The organism is Psychrobacillus sp. FSL H8-0484, from assembly GCF_038005325.1.
In the GTDB taxonomy this organism is placed as follows: Bacteria; Bacillota; Bacilli; order Bacillales_A; family Planococcaceae; genus Psychrobacillus.
In genome coordinates this window covers 38,385-59,576 of the sequence record NZ_JBBOSZ010000002.1, presented here as the reverse complement: position 1 = coordinate 59,576, position 21,192 = coordinate 38,385, and the positions used below count along the sequence as shown (strand labels likewise).

The 21,192-nt window shown below is 36.9% G+C and carries 20 protein-coding genes and 1 pseudogene; all 21 read left to right on the top strand.

What is annotated here, in order from left to right; all coding sequences use genetic code 11:
• The first annotated feature begins 161 nt into the window (after nt 1-161).
• Complete coding sequence (locus MHH81_RS20745; RefSeq protein WP_340925524.1) at nt 162-1,274, top strand: hypothetical protein; 1,113 nt, start codon at nt 162-164, stop codon at nt 1,272-1,274.
• A gap of 60 nt (nt 1,275-1,334) precedes the next feature.
• Nucleotides 1,335-3,545 (top strand): DEAD/DEAH box helicase, encoded by a 2,211-nt coding sequence (locus MHH81_RS20740; protein ID WP_340925523.1) that lies wholly within the window; start codon nt 1,335-1,337, stop codon nt 3,543-3,545.
• 16 nt (nt 3,546-3,561) lie between these two features.
• Nucleotides 3,562-4,698: a hypothetical protein gene (locus MHH81_RS20735; protein WP_340925521.1), complete on the top strand. Its 1,137-nt coding sequence runs from the start codon at nt 3,562-3,564 to the stop codon at nt 4,696-4,698.
• A gap of 176 nt (nt 4,699-4,874) precedes the next feature.
• Nucleotides 4,875-5,630, top strand: a complete 756-nt coding sequence (locus MHH81_RS20730; RefSeq protein WP_340925519.1) for a hypothetical protein — start codon at nt 4,875-4,877, stop codon at nt 5,628-5,630.
• 286 nt (nt 5,631-5,916) lie between these two features.
• A complete protein-coding gene (locus MHH81_RS20725; RefSeq protein ID WP_340925517.1) occupies nt 5,917-6,303 on the top strand; it encodes a hypothetical protein in 387 nt (128 codons plus the stop codon).
• A gap of 189 nt (nt 6,304-6,492) precedes the next feature.
• Nucleotides 6,493-6,789 (top strand): hypothetical protein, encoded by a 297-nt coding sequence (locus tag MHH81_RS20720; RefSeq protein ID WP_340925516.1) that lies wholly within the window; start codon nt 6,493-6,495, stop codon nt 6,787-6,789.
• Between the two features lie 69 nt (nt 6,790-6,858).
• Complete coding sequence (locus tag MHH81_RS20715) at nt 6,859-7,164, top strand: PrgI family mobile element protein (protein ID WP_340925514.1); 306 nt, start codon at nt 6,859-6,861, stop codon at nt 7,162-7,164.
• Nucleotides 7,165-7,206: 42 nt separating this feature from the next.
• A complete protein-coding gene (locus MHH81_RS20710; protein ID WP_340925513.1) occupies nt 7,207-8,142 on the top strand; it encodes a hypothetical protein in 936 nt (311 codons plus the stop codon).
• Nucleotides 8,093-10,078: a VirB4 family type IV secretion system protein gene (locus MHH81_RS20705; protein WP_340925512.1), complete on the top strand. Its 1,986-nt coding sequence runs from the start codon at nt 8,093-8,095 to the stop codon at nt 10,076-10,078. Before MHH81_RS20710 ends, MHH81_RS20705 begins: the two co-directional genes overlap by 50 nt.
• A gap of 3 nt (nt 10,079-10,081) precedes the next feature.
• Nucleotides 10,082-12,574, top strand: a complete 2,493-nt coding sequence (locus tag MHH81_RS20700; RefSeq protein ID WP_340925510.1) for a hypothetical protein — start codon at nt 10,082-10,084, stop codon at nt 12,572-12,574.
• A gap of 16 nt (nt 12,575-12,590) precedes the next feature.
• Nucleotides 12,591-14,519, top strand: a complete 1,929-nt coding sequence (locus MHH81_RS20695) for a type IV secretion system protein (protein ID WP_340925508.1) — start codon at nt 12,591-12,593, stop codon at nt 14,517-14,519.
• 15 nt (nt 14,520-14,534) lie between these two features.
• Nucleotides 14,535-16,694, top strand: a complete 2,160-nt coding sequence (locus MHH81_RS20690; RefSeq protein WP_340925507.1) for a C40 family peptidase — start codon at nt 14,535-14,537, stop codon at nt 16,692-16,694.
• A 51-nt stretch (nt 16,695-16,745) separates the two neighbouring features.
• Nucleotides 16,746-17,258 (top strand): hypothetical protein, encoded by a 513-nt coding sequence (locus MHH81_RS20685; RefSeq protein ID WP_340925506.1) that lies wholly within the window; start codon nt 16,746-16,748, stop codon nt 17,256-17,258.
• A 6-nt stretch (nt 17,259-17,264) separates the two neighbouring features.
• Nucleotides 17,265-17,771 (top strand): hypothetical protein, encoded by a 507-nt coding sequence (locus MHH81_RS20680; protein ID WP_340925505.1) that lies wholly within the window; start codon nt 17,265-17,267, stop codon nt 17,769-17,771.
• Between the two features lie 111 nt (nt 17,772-17,882).
• Nucleotides 17,883-18,437, top strand: a complete 555-nt coding sequence (locus MHH81_RS20675; RefSeq protein ID WP_340925504.1) for a hypothetical protein — start codon at nt 17,883-17,885, stop codon at nt 18,435-18,437.
• Nucleotides 18,438-18,455: 18 nt separating this feature from the next.
• The gene (locus MHH81_RS20670) at nt 18,456-19,034 is read left to right on the top strand and encodes a hypothetical protein (protein WP_340925502.1); all 579 of its coding nucleotides are present in this window, start codon (nt 18,456-18,458) and stop codon (nt 19,032-19,034) included.
• A 96-nt stretch (nt 19,035-19,130) separates the two neighbouring features.
• A complete protein-coding gene (locus MHH81_RS20665; protein ID WP_340925500.1) occupies nt 19,131-19,628 on the top strand; it encodes a hypothetical protein in 498 nt (165 codons plus the stop codon).
• Nucleotides 19,628-19,903, top strand: a complete 276-nt coding sequence (locus MHH81_RS20660; protein WP_340925499.1) for a hypothetical protein — start codon at nt 19,628-19,630, stop codon at nt 19,901-19,903. The genes MHH81_RS20665 and MHH81_RS20660 overlap by 1 nt, the downstream gene beginning before the upstream one ends.
• Before the next feature lie 144 nt (nt 19,904-20,047).
• The gene (locus MHH81_RS20655) at nt 20,048-20,224 is read left to right on the top strand and encodes a hypothetical protein (RefSeq protein ID WP_340925495.1); all 177 of its coding nucleotides are present in this window, start codon (nt 20,048-20,050) and stop codon (nt 20,222-20,224) included.
• A 287-nt stretch (nt 20,225-20,511) separates the two neighbouring features.
• Nucleotides 20,512-20,799 (top strand): hypothetical protein, encoded by a 288-nt coding sequence (locus tag MHH81_RS20650; protein ID WP_340925493.1) that lies wholly within the window; start codon nt 20,512-20,514, stop codon nt 20,797-20,799.
• A gap of 42 nt (nt 20,800-20,841) precedes the next feature.
• Nucleotides 20,842-21,174, top strand: a pseudogene (locus tag MHH81_RS20645) (DEAD/DEAH box helicase family protein); the annotation flags it as partial.
• Between the last annotated feature and the right edge of the window lie 18 nt (nt 21,175-21,192).

Genomic DNA, 21,192 nt, shown 5'->3' with positions numbered 1-21,192 from the left:
GTACGCAACCTAATCATCTCACCCATGCGGGAGAGACGTTTTACCGAAAACACTTTGTTTACAAGTGTTCATCTGTCTATTAGACAGTTTGACATTGTATTCAAAGTGTTTTTTTTGCGTTCTCTGAATACAATAAAACTTTTTTAAGGAGGAACATACTTATGTTCAAGATCAAAGGAGAATTACTACAGCAAGTTGTTGGAGGTTTAACGAAAGGAGCAAAGCGAGCACGTCTAGGAGAATCACGCGTGTTTGTTTCTTCTACAGTAGCAAACGAAGTTGTTTTCTATTTTGTGGGGGATGATTTGCAAGTGGAAAAGAAAGTAGAGTGTGAGGTTATTGCCCCATTTGCTTTCGCAACATCTGTTCATGAACTCGACATTAAAGTAAGTGCTTTACCAGATGATGAAATCATTACAGCAGAAGTAGAAACAGAAAATGAACGACTATTTTTGAAATGGGGCCGTTCTTCAAAAATTTCCATGGATACAATTCCTGAAACTGCACCATTAATTGATATGCCAAGTATTGTCGAAAGTGTGCAATGGAGCCCTGGTAAGGTGCAATTAATGAGTAGAACTATTCCATCATTTACAGCATTAGAAGGGAATAGTAGTGCGCAACGCTTTCCTACTTTACGTGGTCTTTTCATGACAAAAGAAGATACAGGTATAGTAAATGTACGTGCATCCAACGGTGCCAGAGCAGTTACATATCGTGTACCAGGAATAGATTGGTTTGGAGATTTTACAGCTTCTATTCCGTCGGAGACTATTTTAGGATTAGCTGAAATTTTATCGTCAGATGGTGATGTAAAAGTATCACTCAATGCCGCTAAAACATTATTAGTTTTTGAATGTGGTCATACAAGAGCGATCTCACGTATTTTGGTTGGAGAGTTTCCTGACATTGATTCGAAGTTTGCGAATGAAAAGGGCACTTCTACCTTGTGGAGAGTTGACCGTTTAGAACTTTTAAGTACCGCTCGACGTATTAAGCGTCTAGCAGTAAAAGAATCAATTATGGTGTTCCGTAAAGAAGGGACCAAAGCTTTTGTGGAACTTCCAGGAGTGCTGATTGAACAAATAGGAGCAATGATTGAAGGAGATGATTTAGAATTCACTGTTCATAGTGATCATTTAGAATTTTGCTTATCTCTGTATCGCTCAGATGAAGTCGTACTTTGTTTAGATGGTAATGACAAACCATTAACAATCTTAAACGAAGGTAATGATGATATAAAATCACTGATTGCACAATATGCAAAACAGTAACTAACTCGATATAAGGAGGTGAAAAGGCACTACGAAAATATTCGTAGTGTCTTTCTAATTATGCTAACAACAACATACAACAAAACAGGTCTTTTCTTTGAAGGCGACCAATTAGAAGAAAATATTCGCGCAGACGAAGCGATGCATAATAATAAGCTAAGTACTTCTACTCACTTTTACGATATTTTGGAAAAGGGACATACAAAGCGTAAAAAGAAAGTCGTTAACAGTTTTAATTGGCATTCACTTATTACGAGAACAGATGAACCTTTCAAAGAGCATAAGGTATTCCCCATTTTGAATAATTGGGGTTTAAATGTTGAAACACCCAATTTTGTGTTGGATACATTGGAATCAAAGAAAAGAAAGTATGGTAGTGAAGGTATTAGTCTAATAGATTATGAGAATAAGCCTGCATACAAGTTGGCATTTCAACGCATTCAAAATGCTTATAGCGGAAAGCTATCTGATGGACGTCATGTATTTGAATATCAAAAAGCAGGAGCAGCGTTGATTGGTTCAAAAAAACGTTTAGTCTTGGGGTTTGATATGGGTTTAGGAAAAACTATGACAACCTTAATTGGACTAACTTCGCGTGAGGAAAACAAAAAAATCCTAATTGTTACTATGAGTCGAAATATTTCCGATTGGGAAAGAGAGATTCACTTATTAGGATTTCAAAATGATTATATTAAATTAATGAATCGAATGGATATGAAATCGGATAAGCGTATACATTTAGTTTCGTATGAAAAATGGAAACAAGAATCCATCATTTTTAAGGAGAAAGAATACACTTCATGTCCCACTTGCAATAGTACATTTTATTGGAATATGAAACGTCAACATTGTAAAGCTTGTAACAAATCACATAAAAATTCTGAGGATTTATATACGAGAGATACGTTGCCAGAAGATTGTACGAGATGCAACAAAACGTGGAAAAAGGGACAGTTATTTTGTGGTTGTGGTTACACCGTCGTAAAAGAACGAAAAAAAGGTCTTTTCCGTTTTATTGATCGAAGTTATGACGCAGCTGCAATTGACGAGGCACATAAGATTAAGAATGGAGCAAATCTGACTTCAAAATCTATACGAGCAATCAAAACTAAAACTCGTATTGCACTCTCTGGAACGCCTGCAGAAAACGGTACAGATGATTTATATTGGATTCTTCAATGGGTTTATGGCGACAGTCATCACTTTGAAGATCCTTATGAAAAAGAAGTATTCCGTGGATATGGGAAAAAAGGAGAAGAGCATTTCCGCGCTTACTTTGGTGGAGGAACTCAAAAAGCATTGATGGACACAAAAAGTATCGAAGCTCGTGTATCTAATCAAGAAAAACTTTGGGAACTCCTTGATTTGTTTATGTTACGTAAGAAAAAAACGGACGTGGATGTAAAGAGCGAGATTAATGTTCCTGCTCCCACACACCACCGCTTACATCTCGTATTGAGTGAGGCAGAGAGAACTTTATACGATAAACGCTTGGAAGAGTTTCGTGTATGGTATCAAGAAGAACATCTTAAAAAAGAAGCCGCTGAGATGCGAGGGGATAAATATCGCATTTCTACAATCGAGGTATGTTCTTGGTTAGATAAACTCCGTAAAGTAGCATCTTGTCCTTGGGTTCAAGAAGATTATGATGCTAAGTCTATGACAGAGCCAGTTAAACTTACGACAGTTAAGGATAAAATTCGTGAGTATGCGAGAACAGGGAAAAAAATGCTGATTTTTACAGCTCATAAAAAAACGGCAGAAGAGTTAGGAGTTATTTTAGACTCCGTTTCTCCAGGGATGCGAGCAGCTTATATTCATGGTAGTGTCGCAATGGACTACCGTCATGAATTAATGGCTAGATTTCAAAATCCAAATGATGATTTATCAATCCTTGTGATGACTATGCGTACAGGAGCTGAAAGCTACACGCTAACTGAAGCAAAAGGAGTAATATTATATGACCTTGAATTTAACCCAAAGAAAATAGAACAATGTTTTTCTCGTGCGGTGCGTTTAGGACAAAAAGATTCAGTAGAAGTGATATGGCTTATCGGAGTTGATACTATCGACGCAAATATCCATGCACTTGTATTATCTAAGAAATCTGGGGTGGACCTCGCCATCGATCGTGTAGTGATGGACGCGGAGCAGTTAGCGAAAGAGTTTGTAACTGACGGCACAACAGATTTGGAAAAAGGACTTGATTATCAAGAATTTGCATCGAAGATGTTAGCCAGCGGAAATACTCGCGCTGACTATGCTTCCTAAGGAGGAAAAGACCAATATGATTTGGGATGAACATAAAGGGATGGTAACGTTCGAATGGCTAGAAGCAAAAAATGGCACAGATGAACATCATTATTTGCGACGTAATCCAGTAACAATAATCTTGCATCCAAGAAAAGGTACCATTTATAGAGCGTACTTTAAAGGAGCTCAACCGGCATGGATTGAACGTTTTGCTAGGAAATTTGGATATCAAACAAATGAAACGTCAACTAAATTAGGTAAGGGTTGGTGGATAGCTGATTATGGCAATGCAAATGGTTATATAAACCTGTCAACTCCATCCGTCGAAGGAATGATTGGAGAATGGTTTCAAAATTTGCCAGACGAATGTAGAAATGATGAAAAGCGATTGGTTGATAATATCGACATCGTGAAAAAAAATCTATTTTACTTTCCAGAAGAGTTAACGAAAGAGGGAATACTCTTTAGTCATGAACTCAAAAAAAGAGAATTAGGCTTGTTGGTGTTGAAACAAGATTTATTTCCCAAAGATAAAGATGGTATTTGCACACTAACTGATTGGCCAGCGTATCAAAATGCAGTTAAACAACTTTTAATTGAACGCGAAATACCAGTTGAAAAGATAGCATTACCTACTTTGGATGATGAAGAGGAAGAAGAAGCTTTAGATATGGATGACTTCATAACAACAACTCCTGTTATTGAAGTTACTGAATCAGAGGATTTTGTACTAGATGATTTATTTACAGGAAAATCAACTATAGAAATTGATGATGATGAAGTAATTTCATTAGACGATGTAATAACTCCTGACACAGTGGAACCCATTTCTGAAAATGAAGTCACTGAAGTAGTCATTGAAAAGGAACTGGAAGAGATTACTGTAGAGGATATACTACCAACCATAGAAATAACGAATAGTGATCCAATTCCACTTGAACTTGTTCAAGAAGAGGAAGAAACTATTAAAGAAGAGGATCCTGAGAATATCCCATTGACCGTTACGGAAGAGACTATTACAACCGAAGAAGATGTGGTTGTTTCTAGTCCGACTAAAGAGGTGGAAATGGAGAGAAGAAAGCCTTCTGTTCAGGTGCTAGATAAACCGAAAAAACCAAGAAAAAAGGCGAAAAAAGAAGATTTTGGAGCAGGACAGACCTTGCTTTTCTAAGGTCTGAACTGTATAATTACCTTATATCTTTCTACTTAATTTTTTTCGTTCACCCACGCGGGAGAATGGTTTGACTAATCGTAATATAAGCCCATGAAGGGATACGTATATCTATATACGTCCTTTCATGGGCTTTTTTTATATAGATAAAAACTGAATTCAGGAGGTTTCAAAGAATGGGAACGTTTCTTTTTCTCATGCTGATCATTGCTGCTGTAATAATGATTGGTATTATGCCTGTTTTTTCTGCTATTAGTGCGGAAAAAAGACCATCACCTTGGGCGTCTACTGTTGTTTCTTCTGTTTCAAAATCAAATGCAAAAGTTTCAAGTGTAATTGCTGCCACGCAGACACATGTGAATGTTGATATACCATACATTCCAGCATTCGATTTAGAAATACATACCGTGGATAAAATGCCTGAAGAAACAGACTCTGCTTTCATGAATATGGTAGCTAGTGAACCAAGTAATGAAGGGATCGATAATATCTCTAAACTATTAAAAGCGACAATGGATGTATCTGTTGAAGTGCAAGACAAGAATGATTTAGAGGTACTAGATTACGAAATTTATGAAAATTTGGAAGGCTTCACTCCACTGAAAGACGAAGAGTTTCAAGCAATTTCAAAACAATTTGGAGAAAAAGTAGCTAAAACTGTTACATGGACACCATTACAAGGAAGTTCAGGTCCACAGATTATGATTGGACAATTTTTTAAGGAGGGAAATCACTTAAAATTCAGTGACGATTATGTCGAATTAAGTGGTGATGTTCTCGAACAATTGGAAAAATTAGATAAGGAGTTTCTTTTAGTGAAAGGAAACTTCTTGAATGATGGAACATTTTTTGTTCAACACTGGGAAGATCCGGAAATGGTGGCTCATGGCTACTCCGACTTTCAAATGGGTCATAGTAAAATGATACTGTGATTCTAAAAGAGGGAAGATTTCTTTCCTCTCCCTATGAATACCAATAATATAAGTATTTATAGGGAGTGGAAAGATGTTGTTTAATATCTAAATAACTATTTTTTGATATTAATTTCAAAAAAATGGTATAAAATAACTATTTTTCGCCAAAATTCGATTAATCTATCATATTATTGTTGAAAAAGGTATTTTGGTCCGATATACTCATGAAAGTAAATAATTGAAAAATTCATTCAAATATTATGTTGAAAATTGAAATTGAAATTGAAATGGAGTTGAAGAGTAAATGGGTTCTGACAATACGATAATTGCTAAGGATATTTATAGTGTTATGTTGGGTAAAGAGGTTTCTATGACCTTACGTTCGATGGAAAAAACTACAATTCGCATGTTTATCCGTTTTAACACATTAAATAAATTTAATTACGAAGAGTTAAACGTTGACGCATTGAAAGAAGTTGAAAATGAAGAAGAAGAATACTGTGAAATGCCAAAGGAAATTTACGAAAATGCATGTCTATTAATAAGTAAACAAGTCGAGAGCATCCAATTTGACCTCAATTATAAAACCATTGAAGTCTCATGGAATTACGATAAAATCGAAAACGAGTTTACAAGTGTAAATTATTCTGTTTTACGTGAGCTGCATCGAAATGGTTCAATGACATTCTGATCTCGCCTCTTACGTTATTGTCGATATAGACTCTATTTTCAATGACAAGTTTACATTGACATTTTTAGTACTTTATAGAATAATTGTGAATGAAATACATATACACTTAAAGCGGAAGCACCGCAAAACGAGAGTAATCTCTTGTTTTGCGGTGCTTTTTTGTTTTATTCCATAGAAGGAGGTGAAACAATGAACTTTTTGAACACAATCACATTGTTAACAAATCCAATCAATAACACAATTTATACCACACAAGATAATGAAATCAATAAAGCTGGTATCGCAATTATCAAGATGGTTGGTGGAATTGGGGGTACTGCATTCACATTAGCAATCTTAATCATCGCAATAGTCATCATTTTTGGATCGATATCTTCCAAAAATATTGGGAAAGTTTGGGGAGCCTTATTTTCATGCCTAGGCGGCGCTTTATTGTTCTATTCAGCATATTTCCTTGCACCGGCAATCGCAAAAATAGTTGCATAATTAGGAAGGGTAAAGGGAGTGGAGAACTATTTCTTCCGCTCCTTTTTAAATAAGAAAGAGGGGATTTAGATGAATGAAATTATTGTGCCTATCGACTTAACGGAAGAAGAAAAAACGATTCTTGCGGTTCTGTCGACAAGACAATTTTTAATAATAGTTCCTGCAGGTGTCCTGAGTTTTATGCAATTGTTATTTTTCAATCTACCTTTCATTTCTGGGTTTGTAGATTTTGGGCTCCGATTCCTACTATTTCTGACTGTTAATGTCACAACAATTCTACTGGCATTCGTTAAGCTTGATAGACGTGACCAATATTTATCAGAGTTTATTATAAGTAAATTGCACTTTATACGAAGCAAAAAAATTTACTACTAACAAGTTACGGGATGCACCCCGTATTGTGAAAGAGGTGTTACTTTGTTCGATATTTTTGTCATATTTAGCATCATTTTTTTATTCGTCACACTGGGGTTTGTTTATGTTGCTAAAAAGCGAATGGACAACAATGAACCAATTTTTGGTTGGAAGCGAAAGCAATTTTTAGAAGAACAAAGAGAGAGCACTGGGGAACCTGTATCCTCTTCAAGTGAAAAGTGGAAGAAGAAAAAGCTAACTTCTGAAGATCCAGATGTAGAGAGTTTAAAGGATTTACTTAGTTTAAAGGATATTCAATATGGAATCGTACATAAACAACGTAATGAATTTTCAATTACTCTAAGTAGCGACTTTGTAAACTTTGATTTATTGAAACTATCTGAGCAATTAAGTATTTTACAAGGTTATCAGCAGCTCTATAATGTGGTGAATTTTCCTATTCAGATACTCGCTCAAGCAGTACGTCAAGATTTCCGTAAAGATCGAACTCGTTTTGAAGAAAACTTAAAAAATGCGAATCCGCTAACACGCGACTACAACATGAAAGTAATTGAACACATCCAATCAAGAACCATGAATGATTTCCGTATTACTCTTCGGATTTACTATGTAATCAATTACATTTATGAGCCATCCAAAATGGCGAAATTGAACAAGGACCAACGAGAAAGTGTTATTGTCAATAGTCTATATCAACGTGCGAATACCGTTAAACGCGCCCTTAGACGTGCGAAAATCGAATCGGAAGTATTGGATTCCTTATTAACGATGGAAGTGCTTAAAAGGGCATTAAATCGTGACCGAACAGTATTGCATCCAATTGAAGATATTGCCGAAAAAGAAAAAATGGCCGCATTTGTCACGATGGACCCAACGACTATTCCTGGATTTGCAGAATTAGTACATGATTATGAGGAGGCGTTAGAAATTGTTCAAGATCCGCGAGAAGAAGAAACCAACATTACCACAGCCGGTTGATGATGAACTGGAATTTTCCTTTCCTTCCTTGATTGATAATGCACTTAATGACGGAATAAAGTTCTCCACTGATTATTTTGAAGTGCAGACAGGATTAGGTCAAAAAAGATTTGGTCGCTCCTTCTTCGTTAAACCAAGTGGGTATCCACGTACTGTAAGGATAAATTGGTTAGAAGGATTGTTTACAGGGGAAGACATGGATACTTCTGTCCATATTGAGCCATTTGACCGAACTGATGCTATTCGTAAGTTGAAGGATAAAATTGATGCGTTAGAAGCAGTTATGTATTCTGCACAAAAGAATGATAACGCCGCTCGTTATGAAGAATCTTATCAAAAACTAATGGATACTAAAGCATTAAGGGATCAAATACGGAATAACCAAAATGGTTTGTATTATGTTAGTATTTCAGCTTCCATTTATGCAGAAAGTTTAACCGAATTGAATGATAAGAGTGTCAGTATTGAGCGTTCTTTAGCAGCGGAATCAATTGAGCTAATCAATGCGTTTGACCGTCAAAAAGAAGGCTGGTTATCAACACTTCCATTAGCAAATAACTATTTAAAAAAATCACATCGTAACTTAGATCGGATGGCTTTAACCGCTATTTTCCCGCATACTTCTTCCAAATTAAATCATACGGGCGGTATGCCAATTGGTGTATATGGGAACGAATATGTCTATTTCAATAATTTTGACACGAAATTAAATAACTATAATATGGGGATATTTGGTGAGTCAGGAGCAGGGAAAGGGGTATTCGTCAAACAGATTATTGGTCGTGGTCCAATGGACGGGATAGAAAAGACGGTAATCATGGATGTTGAGCCAGAGTACGTTGCGCTTACACACGCACTTGGCGGTATTGTTATTGAGATTCGAAGTGATACGACAGCTGAGAATACTAGTTGTATTAATCCTCTTGATATTTATGTAGAAAAAGAGATTATGAATCGCTATAGACCAGATGAATACATTGTCGAGAAAGTAAATATTAACGAGAAAGTAAAAGAAGCAATTGAGTTTTTTAAAGTAATGAAAGAGTCTGCCTCACCTCAAGCTCCGTTTTTGACTCCACAGGAATTAGGAGCGCTTGATGATATCCTGCAACATGAATATCGTGATCGTGGTATTACGGAAGATCCAGAATCTCTCTTTGTTCAACAGGAGGCTGTTCAGCCGGGTGGACGTATTACATATCAACGTTGCTACATTAATATGCCACAAATTTCAGATGTTAAAAAGGAAATTGAACGACGGATTAAAGAAGAAAATGCAATTGGCCTAGATGATTTAAACAGTGTAGTCGGGTTATTTGTTGGAGGACGAGCTTACGGTATGTTCGATTGTCAAACGAAAATCGTAAATAGCGAAGGGGAAATCTTATCGGACAATGCCCTTGATGTTGCCTCGATTGTAAACTTTGATATTAGTCGCCTTTCGAAAAATGGGATTGAACGTCCTCTTGCACAACATGTATTAATGACATGGATTTGGAATAGATTCATCTCTAATAATCCAAAACCGAAAAAAAGAGTAATTCAGGATGAAGCTTGGATGATGCTTGAATATCCATCGATGATGAATTTCTTCAAATTGTTATCAGCCCGTGGGCGTAAATGGAACGTGTCGTTAACACTTGTATCACAACGATATGAAATGTTTGACCGCTCCGAAGAAGCACAAGATGTTATAGCTCAGTTAAATACTGTTGCATTTATGAAACAGTCTGACCAGGATATTGAACCGATTTTACGTACATTCCGCTTTTCAGATGATGTTGGTCAAATGATTCGTACTGCAGAAACGGGAGATGTCATTTTAAAAGCTGGGAAAGAAATTGTCACTTTCCAAAGTCAACCAACCCCTTCGGAATGGGAATACATCAATACCAATCAAAATATTTCTGCAGAATCTCTTATGGCGGGGCGGTGATACATGATGTGGAGAAAAATTCTCCTCGTTGGGATGCTATTCATGTTCCTCCTACCAACTTATACTTCAGCAGCACTCGTAGATGTTGATGGTGAAAATCAAGCCAATGCAGCTTTAGGCGAAAACACTTTAGAAGGTTTTAAGTGTTCGAAAGATGGATTCTTCTCCAAGGAATTAGATGAAAAGGTAACGGATTATAAAGAAAATGATGCCAATATGGCTGAAAGCTTTATGACTGGCCAAATGCAAAATCTTTGGAATATCGGAGACATCAACGGTTTATCTACTTTAATCTTCGGTAATCCCTATTGTGTTTGGGCTGATGGTGCTTTCAAAGATGAAACGGAAATCAAGATGGCTCCAGACGGAATTTTTACAGTAGATGAACGGGAAAAAATTATTAATCCTATCCTCAAAATGTTTAGTGCGTTATTTGTTACGTTACTTGCTCTTGCCATGTTAATTTCGGGGTTAAAATTAGGATTTAGTTCAGTACGAGGTCGTGGTATAGCCGAATTTGGTGAAGATGTAAAGATGTGGATTTTTGCTTTATTCTTCATTGCAGGATATAGCACTATAACCAACGCGATATTTCAGTTAAATGCAGCAGTCGTACTTTCCTTAAAGGGTTTGTTAGAAAGTAATGGAGTAGATGTTAATTCTTTTTCCATTATGTCTTCTTGGACAGATACAATAACGATTATGCCGATTCCAAGTTTTCTAGTTGTGGTTTTAGGTGAATGGATTCTAGCATTAATATTGAACTTTGTTTACATCGCTCGGAAGGTTGTTATTTTGATCTTACTAGCTCTCGGCTATGTTGCTGCTTATAGCTTATTATTTAATCGCTCCCGTGCTTTCTTTGGTACATGGATGCGTGAATTACTAGGAAATGTTTTCTTACAGTCAATTCATGCAATAATTTTATACGGAATGGCAATGTTTGCTTCGATGGGAGCAGGAGTTATTTATAAACTCGGCTTAATGATGATGTTTATTCCACTAACCGGAATGATAAGTAAGTGGTTAAAACTCGGAGACAGTTCTTCTAAAATGGGTTCTGCTCTTACGATGGTGGGGCTTGGAGGGGTAATGTCAACCATGATGTTAACCAGTCAGGCGGGTAGCATCATGAGAGGTGGCTCTATGCGTAATGGCGATATGAGTAACTCTTCTAATTCTACGGCATCGATGGGTGGAGCATTAAATGAAGGTAATTCTCTATCAGCTGCAGGTGGAGGATCAGATAGTTCCATAACTTCGATTTCCATGGATGCAATGGGAATGAATTCAAGTGCCTGGACAGATACAAAAAACAAATTAACCAATACTGCTGGTGCTGTTTTTGGTGCTGCAGGTATGGTTGCAGGTCCTGGTGGATCGATGATTGCCTCTAAAGTCGGTAGTGCTGCAACGGGCGCCTTATTACAAGCTCCTCGAAACGTGGGATTTGGAATGAAACACGCAATAAGTGCTATATCAGGTGCCCAAAATTATGTTGGTGCTGATGGTAGCAAAGGATTTAAAGGGATGATGGGTAATCTAGCAGAGCGTCGTGCGTTCTTTGGAAACATGGGAGAAAGTGTTGGAGCAATGGTAGGGAAAGGACAAGCTGGGCGACATATTGGTCAGTCTTTAAGTATGGTTTCGCGTCAAAGATTAGCAAGTTCCAATCTACCAACGTCTGCTATGAATTTAGATGGCAAAATGAGAGCCATTCCAACTGCTAATGGTGGTGCAGTTCCTGTCTATACAGGAAATCCTACCAAACTAAGTGGAGCGACTTTATCGCGTCAATCCATGGGTGGAACATTGAAGAATGATTCACTTTCAAAACCAAATCAATTAACATCCTTTGAATCGATGGCGAAACAATACCCAGGAGCAGATGTACGTTTTGCTCAAACTAATATGGAAAGTTCTATGTGGGTTAAACCACAAGGAGCAAACGATTGGAAACAAGTTGGATTATCTGGTGCAGCCGATCCTACTTTAGCAAAAGGTGCAATGCGTATGACGGATTATGAGTTATCAAATCCAGCACAAAGTTATGAGTTGCAAAACAATGGAGTTTATAAAACGAAACAGATTTCTGCTTCCACAGGTCATATGGAAAATACGATAGCAGGATTGTCCGGATCTACCCCTGAAGTGATGCGAACATCCAACGCTTACGTGGTGGGTACAGGTGGTAATGGTCGAATCTCAATGGAAACGATGGGACAAGCGACAAGTGGATCAGTTCAGCGGTATACAGATAGTGGATTTAAAGCGGAAAATATTAATCCATCTTCATTTGTAGCACATAATATTCCAAATGTAGACACACGTACTCAAAGCGACAGAAATGCAGATAGATTATTGAGCACATCGAATACGATTAAACAAGTAGTCTCTTCTCATACACCTTCAATTAAATCTCAAGAAAATGTGAGATCAAGTTGGAGTAGTGCGTTTAAAAAGAATACAGAAGAACGAAGAAAAAATATCATTTAGAAGAGGGGGAGGAAAGGTGAAAAAAATCCTGGTAGTAGGGATCCTAATTTTCTTTCTTTTCCCCTCTTTATCTGTTTATGCAGAAGAGTCAACAACTGTAGATAAAGCTACTGGTTGTGGGCCATTCATGACAGAAGAGAAGAAAGAATCGATAGAAAAATTTAAGGAAAAAGATGCGAGTTTGCAAGAAAGCTACGCTGTGGATTTAATAGAAACACTATGGAACGCTGTAGGAATCAATACATTGGATACGCTAGTCTTCGGAAATCCCTACTGTATATGGTTTGATAAAGAAACAGAGCTTGTATATGGTACCTTTCCAAAAGAGCAAAAAGAGCAGATTATTGATCCCCTGTTTAATATATTTACAGGTTTTTATGTTATAGCCATGATTTTAGCAATTATGATAGGTTCTTTAAAACGAGCGTATGAACCGTTAGGCGGTAAAAAAGTAGCGTTTACAGAGGATCTATACATGTACGTAGGAACCACCATCTTGCTTGCGGGATACTGGATAATTATTCAAGAGATTTTAAATGTCAACTGGGCTATTGTGCAGACTTTCCGTGATTTATTAGTTAATCAAGGAATTAACTTAAACGGAGCTACGATTATATCCTCCCAAGATGATTTTAATTTTACGGATATAATCATCATTTTGGCAGAATGGATACTCGTTTTGTTCTTGAATTTCGTCTATATCTTACGAACTTTTATGATAGCGATATTACTTGGATTAGGTGGACTAGCCATTGTTTCTCTTTTGTTTGAGACAACTCGTGATTATTTTAAAACATGGTTGCAAGACTTTGCGGGTGCAGTTTTTATGCAAGCGATTCATTCCTTTTATTTGACGATTGTCTTGTTGTTTGTATCTACGTTATCTGGTGAAGCAGCTGTTGTCTTTAAATTAATATTACTAATTATGTTTATCCCATTATCTACAGCGATTATGAACTGGATGAACTTATCTTCTGGAGCACTTGCTACAAGCATTGGAATGTCTGGTGTAAATAGTATGGCTGGAGCGGTACGTATGGCGAAAATGGGGAAAGCAAGACTTGGAAATGGCAAAGTAGGTAAATCCCCGGACTTTTCAAAGCTAAATCAAACCCGTATTTCGACTGTTGCTTCTGGTGCTAATTCGAAGTCATGGGGAGCAACTAAATCGATATTTCAAAAGTCTGGCATGCTCGTCGGTGCCGCTGCAGGAAGTGTATTGGGACCAGGTGGAATGATGCTAGGTTCAAGTATTGGTGGTGCAGGAGCGGGTGCTATGTTACAAGTTCCTCGCAATATAGCGGGTGGAGCAAAAGGTGCCATTGACACGATTAAACAAACGAAAAACGCAGGTTATAAAAACACAATGGGTAACTTACAAGACCGACGGAATTTCTTCGGTAGTATGGGTGAGTCTATCGGAGCCATGGCAGGAAAAGGAGAACTAGGTCGAAGTTTAGGACATGGATTTAGCGGTGTATCGCGTCAACGTCTATTAAACTCTTCAGAGTTAGGTGGACTTGGTGGAGTAACACTATCCGACATTGCTCAAAAATATCCAGAAGCGAATATAGCATGGATGCAGAACAATCAAGGAAGTGGTTTCTATATGAATAACGGTGGAGATATGAGTCTCGTTTCTCCACTCGGAGCAGCAGATCCCTCCCTTGCTCCAGGAGAAAATAGAATGATTGATTTTAAATCAGAAAATCAAAACGCAACAGAAATGGGGGAAAACCCATTAACTTCGGGCTATTCATTACAACGAACATCCGAACCTTACATTAAAGATGTAACAGGTAATACATTTAGTGACCCCCGCATGAAGTCAGACCAACTTAATCCGGAGAGCTATTATGCTAGTGGAATGAACGGTGCTGAAAATAGAACACCTTCAGACCGAATGGCAGACTTTTTAGCTCCACGTCATCAAGGATTTGTGTAGAAGGGAGGTAAAGCGGTGAGTGAAAATAAGGACAGTCAAGATATAGCCAAGAGTGTCATGGATGGAAGTAAATCGGCAGGAAAGAAAGTTCTTGGCGGGAAAAACATGCTGAAAATGTTGAGTAAGGGAAGTAAATTTGCCTTAAAAATGCTGAAGTTTATTATGGAAAAGATCGTCCTGGTCATACTCAAAGCCGTTATTGGTTTTTTTGGACCTTACGTATTGTTGGTAATAGGGATTATTATTCTCTTACTTCTTGTTATTGATAGCATTGATGTTTTTGATATCCATCAAGAAGGTGGAAAACGGGAAGAGTCGCAAATCTTGTTTGATGAAACAGTCTTAGAAGTGGTTAAAAATCGCAATGAAGAAGGTCCTACATCGATACGGAATGCATTAAGAGAAACACAAAATGACAGTTTGTATCCTTCTATATCGGAGTCTTGGTTATATCAAACAGGAGAATTAATGAAAATTAGTTATGCTGTTCCTTCCATACTTCATTATTATAAAAACCTAAAAAATGAGAATTATAGGCCATGGCATAAAGATTTCGATGTGAGAGATGTTTCTACAGAAGCCCTAAAGCAAAAGGTGAAGAATGATTTTACAAAAGTAATCTCAAAAGAATGGGACTATTTTTACTCAGATTCAACATATGAACCCGATTTAGTATGGGGTACTCCCCCAAAGGAAGAATATAAAGAAATAAGAACCACGCGACGCTGTCTGCGACCATCTGCAAATGACCCAGATGAAATGGAATATGGTCCAGAAACAGAGAGTATTCAAAAAGTAGTACTACCAACAAGGGAAATTGTTCTTAGTATGACGCTTCTTTATAACTCTGCAGATGTCCCATATAAAGATTATGAGTCAGATTGGTCATCAGAAGAAGTAAAAGAAAGTGGAGATTGTGAAGTCAAAAAGAGTGAAAAGTATTTCTTGTACATTCTAGATGATGGAGCTCCGCCTTCAGTTACGTTTAGCCCAACAACATTAGTATCATTTTTGACTGGAACTGCTCCTGAAGGGAAACTTACTCAACATATTCGACCTGTCGATGTAGAGTATACATTAGATTTAGGAAAAGAAGTAGATCCTGCTTTCCCATCAGTCGTAATGGACTTTCCAAAATTCATTAAGTGTGCCCAGAAGAGTGACGTATTAGGATGTATCACTGAATTTGTTACAGGAGGTTCTAGTGGATTTGGTGGAAGCATCAATGGTATGTGGTATCCAGCCAATTATCTAGCAATCTATCAAGCGGCGGGAGATAAATACAAAGTAGACTGGTGGATTCTTGCTTCTATTCATGGACAAGAAACTGGTTTTAGTAGTAATCCAGTAGCATCTGATCCATCGAAAGGCTCTAAAGATGCAAACGGAAACTTTGTTGGGGCAGTTGGCCACATGCAGTTTATGCCAATGACTTGGGTTGGCTGGGGGGTGAGAAACGATCCGGCTTATGACACATCTGATTTAGGACATATTATGGGAGATTTATCTTTCTTAAAAGAACCTTCTAACATTAGAAAGTATGGTGGATTTGGAGTAGATGGGGATGGGGATGGTCTTGCGGATCCGTGGAATTTACAAGATGCTGTATTCTCAGCTGCAAATTATTTAAGTAGAAGTGGATATCGTCCAGGGAATGAAGAGAGCATCAAGAATGCACTTCATTCGTATAACCAAGATTGGTCATATGTAAGTGAAGTCTTAGCAAGAGGAAGTATGTTTGCAGGTAACTTTGCAAACGGAGAAGTCGGTGGTAACCGTCAAACCATTATTAATGCAGGGATGACATGGGTGGGTAATTCGAGATATGTATTAGGTGGAGGTCGAACAGACCGAGATATTAACAATTATATATGCGATTGTTCATCCTTTGTTCGCTGGGCTTATTATCAGGGCGGATACGATTTTGGAAAACCATCGAATACCAATACACAAACCATAAAAAAACATGGACGAGCTGTCTCATTAAATCAAGCTCAACCAGGCGATTTGATTTTTTGGGATACAACTGGTTACAAAGATAGTCATGTTGGAATCTATATCGGTTCTGGAAAGTGGATTGGTTGTAATACTTCTTCAGGAGTAGCCGTATCCAATGTAGATTCTGATTACTGGATGTCCAAATTTAAAGGGCACGTTCGTAGTATATTACCATAAAATTATGCCTTCGCTACTTAGTTGCGGAGGCATTTATAAAAGAGGTGTAAAGTGAAAAAATTACTATTTGTTATTGTATTTGTAAGTGTGATCTTCTTTGGGTATCAATTTCTCACAGAACAATTCTTAGAACCTAGTAATGAAACAAATATGAATGAAAAAGAACAGCAAGAGTATCTCGATTCCTTCGGGGTAATGGATGAAAATATTCAAAATGAAACGACTATGCTCTCTTTTGAACAATGTATGGAAATGTCCTATGCATATAAAACATATTCATGTGTCAGTGGGATGGTAGGAAATGATACTACAACACTTGTTAATATGGATGTAGTGAAAACTGAAAATGTAGATGAAACAGGAAAAAACATCTATAATCTGTTCGCGAATAATAAAGCGATCATTGATATGAAAGTAGTGTTGAATAAGACAGAAACCGATACAGATAAAGGTTTATATGTTTATGAAGGAACTTTTGATCTCCTACAAGATAGTGAACATCCTTTATATTGGATTACTGTGAAAGACGGGGAAATTATTCGGATAGAAAAGAAAGGGGCTTAATGGTAAATGGAAGATATACTTGCAGGGAAGTATGGAGTTGCTGACTCATTACTTGTTTTTATTAAAGTTATTCAAATGATTATGGTTCCTCTCTTTGGTATCATGACATTAATAGGTATATTCTTATTTATCTTTTCATTTAAAAACCCAATGAAGCGTCGAGCTGCTTTTTTGTTCACAGTGATTTCACCAATAGCATTTTTAGGATTTTTACATGGAATTCTCTTTGTTGTGAGGTTTGTGGTCACTGCTCCTGTTGCAAATGAAGAAGGACAAGGTGTAGAGGTGATGGTTAGTTGGGTAGAACGATTAGGAGCACCGATTTATCATGTATTTGAAATCATTTTACAACCAGTGTTAGCCATATTGTTTTGTATTGGACTAGGAGTTTCTTATCTAGCAGCTAAGAATCCAGGGAGAAAAAGGCTGGGCACAGGTATCTTAATTGGCGTTCCATTCTTGTGGGGTATCGTTTTGCTTGGACCAACCATTTATCATATTTTCATATCATAAAGCAGCCTTTTTCAAAAAGGTTGTTTTTTTGTTTGACAATCGTTCTTGCTAGACTTATTCTAAAGTTAATAAGTAAGGAGAAAAGTAAGGAATTAGAAAGAGGGTTTCAGAATGAAGAAGGCTCCCATCGCTAAGATGACTTCCAAAGGGCAAGTCACATTACCCAAAAAAATACGGGATGTATTAAAAGCGGATACAGGAACTCACCTCTTGTTTTCGATAGAACCAGCTAATCAGCGAGTATATATAGAAGTATTAAATGCAAAGAACACCTGTCCTCATTGCGAAGGAAATGGCCAGGTAGAAGATGAACCTTGTTTTATTTGCTTAGAAAGGGGCGTCATTCCATCTCCCTTTCATCCATCCGAATTTTTTGCTGTTTGGATGCAGTCTTATGAGATCCAGATCAATTTTTCATTAGAGACGACAATTGCTCCGAACGGTTATGTACTGCTGCCAGAACTTTCATTACAGAGCGATACTTACCCGTCTGATATTCCAAGATATATGACAGATATGCGTGTGCATGATATTGCTGATCTGATTTTGTATTATTTATTCATCGAATTTGTCGTAAATCATCAAGATAATTGGCGTGAACATATAGAAGTTTTTCAAGAAAGAATTCATTCAACAAAGTGGAAAATGAAATTAGCTAATTTATAAAAAGGAGGGACATACGACATGGAAAAATCATTTCAATTGATAGCGGATGCCTTACAAGCAAAATTTCCTGAAGGAACTGTAGAACATGGTCAAACGACAGCACATGCTTACATACCTGTTCAAGTGTATATTCGCCGTTTAGAAGAAGTTGCTACTGGTGAATGGTCATGGAGGCTGGTAGCAGAACCAACTTATTATGAAAAAGACGCAGCGATGATTGTTCGTGGAGAGCTTACGATCATGGATTCTACCCGAAGCGGAATTGGAGCAGCTCGATATATCCGGGAAGAACCGGTCCGAAATGTCACCTCTTTTAAAAATGCAGTTAGTTCAGCAGAGTCCGATGCGATACGGAATGCTTGTGATAAATTCTTAATGGGTTGGCAGGATCTAGCTCCTTATCGAGATTGGTCTAATAATCCAGGAGTTCAATTAAACGGTACTTCGGTTACTTCAACTGGAGGAGTTACTTCAATTTTATGTACAAGATGTCGGAAGCCGATAACTAATGAAGATAATCTATTTTTGCAAGTCAATGATATTCGAATTCCTTATTGTCTAGAGCATGTGCCAAAACACTTGAAAAAGAACAAATAGATACATAACACGTTGAAAGGATGAAAAATGATGAAATATTATCCAACTTGTTCCCTCTGCGTTCATTTTGAACCGAATTCTAATAGATGTAATCGCTTGGAAATGCAAACTACACCTATGAATCAAGAACAACCAGAGGCTTGTGTAAAAAATGGGGATTTCCTTAGAGATATGAATGTAGTTTTAGATGCGTATCATATATATGGACCTGAAGAGGTAGTACCATCCACTTATCGAATCAATCTATCAAAGCTTCCAAAGGATGATAATGGAGTACCTTTATTCGTTATGACAAAACGGGGAATGGAAAGACCAATACCTGCTAATAAAGAAGTTCAACTCCGAGGAGACATGTTACTTGGTGTAAATAAAGTATTAACATTTCAAGGACAACGAGAATTAATCCATGACTTAGGAGTAGAACTAGCCAAAGAAGTAGCAGATAGTAGAAATGTAGACCTTCTTGTACTACCAGGGGAAGAACAATCTGTAGGTATTGAAGCAGAGAAAAAGCAATACCTACTAACTCGTAAAAGAAGAGAAACTCATGATCCTAAAACATACTGGTTAGCAAAAGAAGAGGAGAAATGGTAATGGACCGTAATGATATTCGATCTAATATGCATGTATCCCTATTTAAATGGTGGAGTTCTTTGCAGGAAGCGGGAGCAGCTGATGTATCCTATGAATTGGAGGGATGGAAAGTAACCTATCAACACGAAAACTTAGAATTAATTAAAAAGGGTTATGTAATAGCAAGCTGTAATAGTAAAAAAACATATTTAAATGAAAGTATTGATAGAATATTTGATATTCCGATGGAAATGTTGAAAAAACAGTGTGACAATCTATTAAAAATTGTGATATAATCAGATTAATTAAGAGTAAATCTAATTCCATAAAAATTAAAATTAATCAAAAGTTGGAAGCACCACTTTCGTATTCGAAGGTGGTGCTTTGTTTATTTTCGGGTATATTAACATTTACATAGAACTATTGTAGGGGGTTTTGCTTTGCCTAGAAAAATTAAACGCTATATCGAAGAAGAACCACAAAAGTATAAAGTGATCGGATATAGCACGGCACCAGTTGAAGAACAAGAAGTTATCCAAATTGATACTAGAATTACTCTTTCTACACCACTTGATATATCCTGTTTCTTTCGAGAGATGGTTCAAGTAATTATTTAATACCGTTTGCGTGGCAGCAAATTTGATTGATAGTTTACTTATACGCCCTACTATATACATAGAATCTACGAGTGAGGCAGAAATACTGTTTCATTCGTTTTTTCATATTCGAAATAATCGTACTTGGAGAATTTCCGTATCAGAAAATATTTGAAGCTCAAGTGCGCGTTACTGACGAGAAATAAGTTAAATATCCTGAATAAAGCTATGTTTTATACAGCAAGGAAGGATATTTTTGTAAATAGATAGAAAGAATAGTAATGCGATTAATATAGGAGTGATTACTAATGAGCTATGAAAAGTTTAAAGATGTTGTATTTAGTACAGAACCCTTAAATATGGTATACCATCTATACAAAAGTGGATTGTGCATTAACGCAACTGTTATAAGTGTTGTGCCTTATTATGACAGTGGAATAACAGTGGATTTTGTAGGTGGGAACTTTCATGTGTGGTCAAAAAACAAAATAACTGAATGTCTTAAACCCGCTAACTTAATTACTGATTGTGAGATTTGTTTCAATGTAAATAATGAATATGACGAACATATAGGATATTTGTTTATCCCAAAATAAAAAGTAAATCATTAAAACCCACGCCAGAACCAAAAGTGTTTATTAGTGGATCGTAAAGACTTAGACAGCCAGACAATTGCAGAATTTGAAAAAGGCTCTGTGGATACAACAGATAAGACAGATAAATTGGTGGAACAAACACAAGATATGACGAAGCCACTTATCCTGACTACCATTCAAAAGATGGCCAATGCCGCAAAGAATTCGAAGTATTCTGCCATTTTTGAACAGTATCAAGATGAACGTGTTATTTTCATTTTGGATGAATGTCATCGCAGTCAATTTGGCAAGATGCATACGGCTATTTCTCATCATTATAAGTTCGCTCAATATTTTGTCTTTACTGGAACACCACGTTTTGAAGAAAATTTAAGTTATAGTAATTATATAAAT